Annotated in this window: 10 protein-coding genes; 4 read left to right on the top strand and 6 right to left on the bottom strand. The window is 72.6% G+C overall.

The genetic code is table 11. The annotated features are described in order from the left end of the window. Positions 1-80: 80 nt before the first annotated feature. Positions 81-1,139 (top strand): tellurite resistance/C4-dicarboxylate transporter family protein, encoded by a 1,059-nt coding sequence (locus BJZ21_RS03555; RefSeq protein WP_343051939.1) that lies wholly within the window; start codon positions 81-83, stop codon positions 1,137-1,139. Here BJZ21_RS03555 and BJZ21_RS03550 read toward each other — a convergent pair. Further along, a complete protein-coding gene (locus BJZ21_RS03550; protein WP_246298444.1) occupies positions 1,096-2,310 on the bottom strand; it encodes an MFS transporter in 1,215 nt (404 codons plus the stop codon). The genes BJZ21_RS03555 and BJZ21_RS03550 overlap by 44 nt on opposite strands. A 351-nt stretch (positions 2,311-2,661) precedes the next feature. Here BJZ21_RS03550 and BJZ21_RS03545 point away from each other — a divergent pair, with 351 nt between their 5' ends. The 3 genes from BJZ21_RS03545 to BJZ21_RS03535 all read left to right on the top strand — a co-directional run bounded on the left by BJZ21_RS03545 (position 2,662) and on the right by BJZ21_RS03535 (position 5,181). Then, positions 2,662-3,417, top strand: a complete 756-nt coding sequence (locus tag BJZ21_RS03545; protein WP_343051937.1) for a helix-turn-helix transcriptional regulator — start codon at positions 2,662-2,664, stop codon at positions 3,415-3,417. 79 nt (positions 3,418-3,496) lie between these two features. Continuing rightward, positions 3,497-3,934: an Rrf2 family transcriptional regulator gene (locus BJZ21_RS03540; protein ID WP_179662490.1), complete on the top strand. Its 438-nt coding sequence runs from the start codon at positions 3,497-3,499 to the stop codon at positions 3,932-3,934. A 29-nt stretch (positions 3,935-3,963) separates the two neighbouring features. Then, positions 3,964-5,181, top strand: coding sequence for a globin domain-containing protein (locus tag BJZ21_RS03535; RefSeq protein ID WP_179662489.1), 1,218 nt, complete (start codon positions 3,964-3,966; stop codon positions 5,179-5,181). Between the two features lie 96 nt (positions 5,182-5,277). On the opposite strand, the gene BJZ21_RS03530 is transcribed toward BJZ21_RS03535, so the two are convergent. The 5 genes from BJZ21_RS03530 to groL all read right to left on the bottom strand — a co-directional run bounded on the left by BJZ21_RS03530 (position 5,278) and on the right by groL (position 10,363). Beyond that, complete coding sequence (locus BJZ21_RS03530; protein ID WP_179662488.1) at positions 5,278-6,222, bottom strand: hypothetical protein; 945 nt, start codon at positions 6,220-6,222, stop codon at positions 5,278-5,280. Between the two features lies 1 nt (position 6,223). Then, the gene (locus tag BJZ21_RS20765; protein ID WP_218851274.1) at positions 6,224-6,892 is read right to left on the bottom strand and encodes a cytochrome b N-terminal domain-containing protein; all 669 of its coding nucleotides are present in this window, start codon (positions 6,890-6,892) and stop codon (positions 6,224-6,226) included. Further along, complete coding sequence (locus BJZ21_RS03520; protein WP_179662487.1) at positions 6,889-7,071, bottom strand: hypothetical protein; 183 nt, start codon at positions 7,069-7,071, stop codon at positions 6,889-6,891. The genes BJZ21_RS20765 and BJZ21_RS03520 overlap by 4 nt, the downstream gene beginning before the upstream one ends. Positions 7,072-7,289: 218 nt before the next feature. Continuing rightward, positions 7,290-8,450 (bottom strand): hypothetical protein, encoded by a 1,161-nt coding sequence (locus tag BJZ21_RS03515; RefSeq protein ID WP_179662486.1) that lies wholly within the window; start codon positions 8,448-8,450, stop codon positions 7,290-7,292. 287 nt (positions 8,451-8,737) lie between these two features. Further along, entirely contained in the window at positions 8,738-10,363 is a 1,626-nt protein-coding gene (gene groL / locus BJZ21_RS03510) for a chaperonin GroEL (protein ID WP_179662485.1), read from the bottom strand. Positions 10,364-10,432 lie beyond the last annotated feature (69 nt).

The following is a 10,432-nucleotide window of genomic DNA, read 5'->3' as shown; positions in this document are numbered from 1 at the left end:
TTCCCGGTCTCGCGTCGTGTGGGGCGGCGGCTTCCCTCGAAGCCCGCCGGAACTGTTCGTCGGATGGTTAACCTGCTGTGGTGCCGGAGTCCCTCGGTGACCGCCTGGCCCGTGCCGTCGAGGGCCTCACGCCGGGCTACTTCGCGCTGGTCATGGCGACCGGGATCCTGTCGGTGGGCACCGCCCTCGAGGGCGTCGAGGTGCTGTCCGAGCTGCTGCTGGCGGTCTGCGTGGTGGCGTTCGTGGTGCTGGTGGCGCTCACCGCCTGGCGGCTCGTGGCCTACCGCCGCGCGATGGTGGAGGACCTCCTCGACCCGCGCCGGGCCTTCGGCTTCTTCACCACGATCGCGGGCGCCGACGTGCTGGGGGTGCGGTTGGGCATGACCGGGCACCAGGGGGCCACGGCGGTGCTGCTGGCCCTCGCGGTCGCGGGCTGGCTCGCCCTGGGCTACGTGGTGCCGTGGACCGCCGTGCTCGGTCCGCAGCCGCGACCGGTGCTCGCCACCGCCAACGGCACCTGGTTCATCTGGGTGGTGGCCAGCGAGTCGGTCGCCGCGGCCGCGGCCAGCCTCGAGCCGGCCGTGGCGCAGGGCCGGCGCGAGCTGGCCCTGCTGGCGGTCGTCTCCTGGTCGGTCGGCGTCTTCCTCTACGCCGCCACGGGGGTGTGCGTGGCCCTGCGGCTGATGCTCTACGAGCTCGGCCCCGAGGACCTGACCCCGCCGTACTGGGTCTCCATGGGCGCGCTGTCGATCACCGTGCTGGCGGGCGCCCGCATCGTCGAGATGGCCGACGCCCCCATGGTCGACGCGACGCGTGGGCTGATCGCCGGGCTGGCCGTGGTGTTCTGGGCGTTCGCCACCTGGCTGATCCCGGCCCTGGTCGCGGCGGGCTGGTGGCGACACGTGAGCCGGCGCGTCCCGCTGCGCTACGAGCCGACGCTGTGGAGCATCGTCTTCCCGCTGGGGATGTACGCCGTGGCCGGGATCTACCTCGGCGAGGCCGACCACCTGCCGGTGGTCCACGCCGTCGGCCGCGCGGAGCTGTGGGTGGCCCTCACGGTGTGGCTGGTCGTGCTCGTCAGCATGCTGGGTCATCTCACGCGCTCCGTGCTCCGCCCGGGGAGGCCGAGCGAGCGCTGATCGCGGCGGCGTGCTCGCGCTCGGTGCGCCGCACGACGGTCAGCGTGAGCAGCAGTGTCAGCGCGGCCGTGGCCGCGAGCAGCCACAGGCCGATGGCGTAGGAGTCGGTGCGGCCGTAGACGTAGCCCATGACCAGCGGCGGCACGAAGCCGCCGAGGCCGCCGGCGGCGCCGACCAGGCCGGTCACCCCACCGACCCGCGAGGGCTCGGTGACCCGGGCGATCAGCGCGAACGTCGCGCCGCTGCCCGAGCCGAGCGCGGCGGCCATCGCGAGGAACGCGACGGTGCCGACGTGCTCGAGGATCGGGTGGGTCGCGGCCACCCCGGCGCCGACGACGACCACGGCGTACCCGGCCGCGAGCACCGGCACCGGGCCGATGCGGTCGGAGAGCCAGCCGCCGACCGGGCGCATCACCACCGCGACCACGACGAAGCCGGCCATCCGGTTCGCGGCGTCGGCGGGGGTGAGCCCGTAGTCGGTCTTGAGGTAGGCGGGCAGGTAGACCGAGAACGCGACGTACCCGCCGAAGGCGACGGCGTAGAGCAGGCAGGCCTGCCAGGAGATCGGCAGCCGGGCGTTGGCGACCACCCGCTGGACGAGCGAGGTGGTGGGCGGGGTGCGGCCCGGCGCGTCGCGCAGCACCACCCAGGCGACCACCGCGTAGATCGCGAGCGCCGCGGCGGTGAGGAGGAACGGCGCCTTCTCGCCGACGTTGGTGTAGAGCTTCACGGTGGTGAGCGCGCTGATGGCGGTCCCGCCCATGCCGGCGCCGAAGATGCCGACCGCGAGGCCGCGCCGCTCGGGCGGGAACCACGCGTTCACGAACGGCACGCCGACCGCGAACGAGGTGCCGGCGATGCCGAGGAAGAAGCCGCCGACCAGGATCAGCGTGTAGGAGTCCAGCGCGAAGAACGCCAGGAACAGGATCGGCACGATCGTGGCCGCCGAGACCAGCGGGAACATCACCCGGCCGCCGAGCCGGTCGGTGAGCGCCCCGACGACGATCCGGCCCAGCGACCCGACGATCACCGGGACGGCGACCATCAGGGCGACGTCGGACTCGCTCAGGCTCCCGAGGGTGCCCTGCTCGCGGAACAGCGGTCCGAGCGGGCTGATCAGGGCCCAGGCCCAGAAGTTGAGGGCGAACCCGAGCGTGGCGACGGCCAGCATCAGCCAGGGCCCCCCGGACCGGCCTGCCCCGTCCACGGACCCCGTGGCGTGACGGGCGCCTGCGCGCCCCGGCTCAGCCGAGCTCATGATGCGACCACTGTGACGGACGTTACTGTCGTTGCCAACCGTGCCACGCCGGTGCCTCATCATCGCTCCTCCCCCGGGGACCCACGGCCGGGCCCCGCGTCATCCCATCCCCCGGGAGTCCGCACCATCAGGGCCGGAGGTCCCCACTCCCCGCCACCCGGCCCGTCCACGGGCCCGACCCGGTCGGCGCTCTGCTCGTCCACGGGGACCTCCTCGGGCCCACCGCTCGGTGGGCCTGATCTGAGTTTTACTACCATTGCGACCGTGGAAAATGAGTCTTTCGGCATGGCGTCGGTCACTCCCCCGCGAGACCGGCCGCCCGGCCCGCGGCCCGGCCGGCCGGACCGCCGCCCACTGTCGGCCTCCGCGACGGCGATCCACGAGACGCTGCGCGGCCAGCCCGAGCCGCTGGCGCTGGCGGCACTGGTGCGGACCACCGGCCTGCACGGCAACACGGTGCGCGAGCACCTCGACGTGCTGGTGCGCCGCGGCCTGGTCGCGCGCCGGCGGGCCGCGCCGAACGGCCGCGGGCGCCCGGCGTGGCTCTACGAGGCGACCGGGACCGAGGAGGAGACCCCGGAGTACGCCGGGCTCGCGACCGCGCTGGCCGGCGCCATCGTGCGGGGCAGCGCCGACCCGGCGGCGGCCGCCGCGGCCGCGGGCGAGGAGTGGGGCCACGGGCTCGCCCGGGACCGTGGCGCGACGCCCGCCGCCCCGGCGGACTCGGCGGGCGCGGGCGGCGCAACAGAGGGGGCCGCGGCGGGCGCCCGCGAGGAGGTCGTGGCGCTGCTGGCGGACCTCGGGTTCCGGCCGGAGCCGGCCGGGACCGACCCCGCGACCCTGCTGCTCACCCGCTGTCCGCTGCTCCAGGCCGCCCACCAGCACCCGGAGGTCGTGTGCGCGGTGCACCTCGGCATCGTCCGGGGCGCCCTCGCGGAGTACGGCGCGGATCCGACCGGCAGCGAACTCGAGCCGTTCGCGCAACCCGGCGCCTGCCGGCTCGTCGTACCGCCGCGCTGACCCGCCCGATTTTTCACGTCGGCGGGGTCACGTGGGTCGTAATTGGTATCCGCGATGCCAGTTCTCCTACGGTCGAGCCGTGCAGCTCAGCGGCTTCACCGACCTGGCCCTCCGACTCGTGATGCGCCTGGCGGTCCAGGACTCGACGACCACGACCCGGGCCGTCTCCGAGGAGCTCGAGATCCGCTACACCCACGCCGCCAAGGCGGTCGCGGCGCTGCAGCGCCTCGGCGTCGTCGAGACCCGGCGCGGGCGCGCGGGCGGCCTGAGCCTGCGCGAGGAGGCCCGGTCGTTCTCCGTGGGACGGCTCGTGCGCGACCTGGAGCGACCCGCCGAGGTCGTCCAGTGCGAGGGCCCGACCCCCTGCCCGCTGCGCGGCGGCTGCCGGCTGCGGACCGCGCTCCGCGACGCCCAGGAGGCGTTCTTCGCGGCGCTGGACCCGCTGACGATCGCCGACCTGACGGCACCCCCGACCCGGACGCTCCTGCTCACTCTCGGGACCCGTCCGTCCACCTGACCCACCCGCCACACCCTGAGGAGCAACCCATGCTGTCCCCCTCGTCCACCGAGGTCGTCCGGGCCACCCTGCCCGTGATCGGCGCCGCCATCGACGACATCACGCCGGTCTTCTACCGACGCATGTTCGCGGCGCACCCGGACCTCGAGCGGGACCTGTTCAACCGCGGCAACCAGGCGCAGGGCGACCAGCAGCGCGCGCTGGCCGGCGCGATCGCGGCGTACGCGACCCTCCTGGTCGCCGACGGCGGCCCCGACCCGCAGCAGGTGCTGGCCCGGATCGCGCACAAGCACGCGTCGCTCGGGATCACCGAGGACCAGTACCCGATCGTCCACGAGCACCTGTTCGCCGCGATCGTCGAGGTCCTCGGCGACGCGGTCACCGCCGAGGTCGCGGCCGCGTGGGACGAGGTCTACTGGCACCTGGCGAACGCGCTGATCGCGATCGAGAGGGAGCTCTACGCGGCGACCGGCGTCGCGGACGGCGAGGTGTGGCGCACGCTCGTCGTACGCCGGCGGGTGCAGGAGTCGCCCGACACGGTGTCGTTCGTGCTGGGCTCCCCCGACGGCGGGCCGCTGCCGCCGTGGCGGCCCGGCCAGTACGTCTCGGTCGCGGTGCGGCTGCCCGACGGGGCCCGCCAGATCCGGCAGTACAGCCTCACCGGCGGCCAGGCACCCGACGAGTGGGCGATCACGGTCAAGGCGGTCCCGGGCCACCGCGACGGCGACTCGATCGCGCCGGCGGGTGAGGTGTCCAACTTCGTGCACCTCAACCTCTTCGAGGGCGACGAGCTCGCGGTGTCCGCGCCGTTCGGCGACATGGTCCTCGACACCTCCGACGCACCCCTGGTGCTGATCTCGGCCGGCATCGGCGTCACCCCGATGCTCGGCATGCTGCGCCACCTGCGCGAGGAGGGCTCGACCCGCGAGGTGCTGGTGATCCACGCCGACCGGTCCCCCGCCCGGCACGCCCACCGGCAGGAGCTCAAGGAGCTGGTGGCCGCCCTGCCCGGCGCCCGGCTGCAGCGGTGGTACGAGGACCTGGGCCTGCGCGCCCCCGAGGACGTGCTCGCGCTCGGCCGCGTCGACCTCGCCGCCGTCGAGCTCCCCGCCGGCGCCCGGGTCTACCTCTGCGGCCCGCAGCCGTTCATGGCCTCCACCCGCGACGCGCTGGTCGAGCGCGGGGTCGACTCCGACCGGATCCACTACGAGGTGTTCGGCCCGGACACGTGGCTGGCGTCGGCCTGAGCGAGAAGTTGTAACGCCCGGTTAGGGGCACTCCGGCGCCGTTCGACCGGTGCGGTGGAGCCCCTAACCGGGCGTTACATGCGGAGTGGCCCCCCCTCATGCTCGCGGATGGGCGCGATACCACTGCCGCCAGACCAGCCGGTGCACGGGGATCCAGCGCGGGATCGACCGCAGTCCGGGGATCCAGGGCAGCAGCGCGAGCACCAGGGTCAGCGCCATCATCAGCGCCCAGACCTGGGCGTCGGCGTTGGGCGAGGTGGAGAACGGCTTGACCTGGTACCAGAACGTGTAGAGCCACATCCACGGCTGGCCCGGGTAGTTGCCGGTCTCGTTCATCATCCCCCACTGGTCCCCGCCGAGGTGCTGGGCCACGGCCTGGTCCTCGAGGTAGGCGCCGTCCGCCAGCAGCAGCATCGTGCGGGTCTGGTCGCCGCCGTAGAAGTTGCCCGACGAGGTGAGGGAGCCCTCGAGCCCGCCGGTCCGGGCCAGCTGCAGGAACGACGAGGCCAGGAGCGGCACCGGGCCGTAGCCGCCCACCGGGACCGCCGCCGGGTTCCCGCCGGCCTTGGCCAGCGCGTCGGCGTACGACGTGGCCCAGGTCTGCTGCTGCTGCGGCGACGCGCTGCGCCACAGCTGGAGCGAGGCGGCGAGCCGGGGGTCGCCGGCGAAGCCGGAGAGCGGCTGGAGCACCAGCTCCTGACTGTCGACGGGGATCCGGACGCCACCCCACTTCTGCAGCGGCAGCCCGAGCAGCTTCTGGCCCTCGCTGGCGTGGTTGTACGGCGCGCCGTAGGTCGCGCTGGTCGTGGTGCCGGCCAGCTCGCCGACCGCGGTGGCCACCACGTCGTCGGGGGCGGCGGCCGCCCAGCGCTGCATGGTGATCGCCTTGTCGTCCGGGGAGGAGAAGACGGCGGCGAGCACGGTGGTCAGCACCGCCACGACCGCGAGGGCGATCACGAACTCCTTGACCAGGTCGTAGGGCCGGGTCTCGAACGCGTGCGAGTCGGGGGTCGTGGTCCGGGTCCGGGTCAGCGTGGCCACCTCAGTCCGCCTCCGTCCGGGAGACCGGGGCGCCCGGCTCGGCAGCGTCCAGCGGCGGGACGACGCCGTGCCGCCGCACCAGGACGACGTGGACGACGACGATGAACCCGACCGCGAGCGGCAGCAGCACGATGTGCCACATCAGCATCTGTCCGGGGTTGAGCACGTTGAACCAGGCGCCGGCGCCGAGCGAGTTGATCCCGTCCTTGCCCTCCGAGCCGATCCACTGGGAGTCGAAGTTGGACTGGGAGAGGTAGCCGGTGAAGGCGGTCCCGATCGAGGTCACGAACGCCACCACCCCGGTCACCCAGGTCAGCCCGCGCTTGCCGCGCCAGGCCGCCATCCAGAACTTGCCCCACAGGTGGATCACCATCGCCGCGAAGAAGATCTCCACGCTCCACAGGTGCAGCGAGTTCACGAAGTGGCCGAGCGACGAGTCGTGCCACCACGCCACCCCGCCCATCGACAGCACCAGGCCGGTGCCGATCACGACGACCAGCGCCGCGAGGCTGAGCACCCCGAAGACGTAGATCCAGGAGGCGACGTACGCCGGCTGCCGGTCCGGCAGCGCCTGGCCCGGCGGCAGCACTCCCGTGATCCGGGTCCGCAGCGAGGCGGTCCAGCTGCGCGTGGGCGCCGGCCCGGGGGCCGGCACCTGCCCGGCCGTCACCGCTGCTCCTCCTCGACCTGCTGGCGCTCCTCCCGCGGTCGCGGGAAGGGCAGCAGCAGCGCGAGCACGAAGACGACGACCATCAGGCCGATGATCGCCGCGTTCGTCACGCTGATGCTGATGACGCCCCAGTCGATGTAGTGCCCGGCGGCGAGCGCTGCGCTGTCGTGAACGGCCATGCCGGCCTCCTCCTGCGCGAGACCCCGGGGCGGGTGGCTCCTGCCGCCACCCTCGGACGCGCCCCGCCGGCGGCTCCAGAGCCGCTGGTCACCCGGCCCGATGCCCTTCGACCGGCCGGCACCCGCCGGGTGCGCCGCTGCGCACCGGTTCACGCGGCGAGGGCGGAGGCGGCCGGTCCGGCCGCCCCCGCCCCGGCGGAGCCGTTCAGCGCTGCCGATCAGCCGGCGTCCGGCGCCACGATCGCGGGCAGCTCCTTCTCGAACATGTCGGCGAAGGTCAGCGAGGGCAGGATCTTGCCCTGCGGCCGGGCGGCGTTCGCGACGTCGGCGGCCCAGGTGGAGGCCCGCAGCCGCTGGTTGGGCGTCCCGTGGTGGCCGGGGTCGGTGTAGTAGCAGTCGCCCACCTCGTAGAAGCTCTTCTCGACCTGCAGCACGCGCTTGGTGTTCAGCGCCAGACCGCGCGCGTGGGTCGCGAAGTAGGTGCCGAACGCGTCGGCCATCAGCTCGGTACGACGGGTCGCCTCGGCGCCGGTCAGCGGCGAGTCGAAGAGGTTGTCCTCGTACTGCACGTGGTGACCGAACTCATGGCCCATGACCGCGCGCGGACCCACGTCGCCGATGCCCATGGCCTGCAGCGCGTCGAGGATGCCGTCACCGAAGATCAGCTTGTCCGGGACACCCTGCACCAGCGGGTCCGGGTCGCCCTGGGCGGTGAAGGCGAACGCGTTCAGCGTGAACAGCGGGTTGTCGCCGCCGTCGAACCCGGTCGAGACCGCGTTCGCGACGTCCTGGGCGCGCGCCGCGGCGGCGGTGGGGCTGAGGCCGTAGACCTCGCGGTAGACCCGGGCGACCCGCTCGGGGTCCTGCATCACGCTGCCGTGCATGGCGTGCAGCTCGATGTCGGAGGAGTTGATGTCCCAGAACCGCTTGACGTCGCGGAACGTCTGGGTGAGCGACTGGCGGTAGTCCGGGCGCAGCGCGTAGCGCGGATCGGTGTCGCTGCCGTGGAGCAGCGCGTCGTACGTCGGGATGTCGAGCATCTCGGTGTGCCGGATGAGGAAGTTCCACTCGGTGTCCGAGAAGCCGTTGATGAGGCTTCCCACGTAGGCGTCGAGGTCGGTGGAGGCGCACTGGTAGTCGCCGGGGTTGATGGCGCGTGCCAGGGCACCGTGGGCGAGCGAGGCCTCGATGCCGAAGCGGGCGGCGATGCTGTCGGCCTGGGCCGGTGACGGGGTGGTGTCGGTGCCCGAGGTGGCGGCCGCGCCGGTGCTGGTGGACGCGGCGGCGGTGCCGGTGTCGGCCAGGGCGCTCGGAGCGGCGCCGAGGGCGAGTGCCGCGCTCGCGCCGAGGACGGCGAGCCAGCGGGTGGAGAGGTTCATCTGTGAACTCCTTCGAGCCGCGCGGCACTGTGGCCGGAGCGCGAAGACGTGTGCGCGATGCGCACTTCCTCCCCGAGCCGCCGCCCCCGAGACCGGTGCCTCGAGCCGTACGCGGTGTGATCCTAGGCACCATCCGTCACGCCGGTATCACCCGAAAAGGGGAAACGCTCCCCGTCCCTCCCGGTCCGGTCCCCGCGGACGGCACGAGGCCCCGGTCCATCGGACCGGGGCCTCGCGTGTTGCTCTGTGCTTGGTTGCTCTGTGCCGAGCGGGCTGGACTCAGGTGCTCAGAAGTCCATGCCGCCCATGCCGCCGTCGCCACCCGGCATCGGGGCAGCCTTCTCGGGCTTGTCCGCGACGACCGCCTCGGTGGTGAGGAAGAGCGCCGCGATGGAGGCGGCGTTCTGCAGCGCCGACCGGGTCACCTTGGCCGGGTCGATGATGCCCTCGGCGAGCATGTCGACGTACTCGCCGGTGGCCGCGTTCAGGCCGTGGCCCGGGGTCAGGTTCCTGACCTTCTCCGCCACGACGCCGCCCTCGAGGCCGGCGTTGATCGCGATCTGCTTCAGCGGGGCCTCGGTGGCGACCCGGACGATGTTGGCACCGACCGCCTCGTCGCCCACCAGATCGAGCTTGTCGAACGCCGTGGCCGACGCCTGCACCAGGGCCACGCCACCGCCGGCGACGATGCCCTCCTCGACGGCCGCCTTCGCGTTGCGCACGGCGTCCTCGATGCGGTGCTTGCGCTCCTTGAGCTCGACCTCGGTGGCCGCGCCGACCTTGATCACCGCGACACCGCCGGCCAGCTTGGCCAGGCGCTCCTGCAGCTTCTCGCGGTCGTAGTCGGAGTCGGACTTCTCGATCTCGGCGCGGATCTGGTTCACCCGGCCGGCGATCTGGTCGGCGTCGCCGGCACCCTCGACGATGGTGGTCTCGTCCTTGGTGATGACGACCTTGCGGGCCTGGCCGAGCAGCTCGATGCCGGCCGACTCGAGCTTGAGGCCGACCTCCTCGGAGATGACCTGGCCGCCGGTCAGGATCGCGATGTCCTGCAGCATGGCCTTGCGACGGTCACCGAAGCCCGGAGCCTTGACGGCGACGGACTTGAAGGTGCCGCGGATCTTGTTGACGACCAGCGTGGACAGGGCCTCGCCGTCGACGTCCTCGGCGATGATCATCAGCGGCTTGCCCGACTGCATGACCTTCTCCAGCAGCGGCAGCAGGTCCTTGACCGAGCTGACCTTGGAGTTGGCGATCAGGATGTAGGGGTCCTCGAGGACCGTCTCCATCCGCTCGGGGTCGGTGACGAAGTACGCCGAGATGTAGCCCTTGTCGAAGCGCATGCCCTCGGTGAGCTCGAGGTCGAGCCCGAAGGTGTTCGACTCCTCGACGGTGATGACGCCTTCCTTGCCGACCTTGTCCATCGCCTCGGCGATGATCTCGCCGACGGTGGTGTCAGCAGCGGAGATCGAGGCCGTCGAAGCGATCTGCTCCTTGGTCTCGACGTCCTTGGCCATCGCGAGCAGCTGCTCGGACACCGCGGCCACGGCGGCCTCGATGCCGCGCTTGAGGCCCATCGGGTTCGCACCCGCGGCCACGTTGCGCAGGCCCTCCCGGACCATGGCCTGGGCGAGCACGGTCGCGGTCGTCGTGCCGTCACCGGCGACGTCGTCGGTCTTCTTCGCGACCTCCTTGACCAGCTCGGCACCGATCTTCTCGTAGGGGTCCTCGAGCTCGATCTCCTTGGCGATGCTCACACCATCGTTGGTGATGGTGGGGGCGCCCCACTTCTTCTCGAGCACGACGTTGCGGCCCTTGGGGCCGAGAGTGACCTTGACGGCGTCGGCGAGCGTGTTCATGCCACGCTCGAGACCGCGCCGGGCCTCCTCGTCGAATGCAATCAGCTTCGGCATAACTCCTGCGATCCTTCGCATTGAAGCGTTCGTGGACGGTCCGGATCGTTGCCCGCGACGGACGACCTG

This window comes from Nocardioides panaciterrulae (genome assembly GCF_013409645.1).
Taxonomy (GTDB): Bacteria; Actinomycetota; Actinomycetes; order Propionibacteriales; family Nocardioidaceae; genus Nocardioides; species Nocardioides panaciterrulae.
Note: the sequence above shows the minus strand (reverse complement) of the source record. Positions and strands in the feature narration are given on the sequence as shown.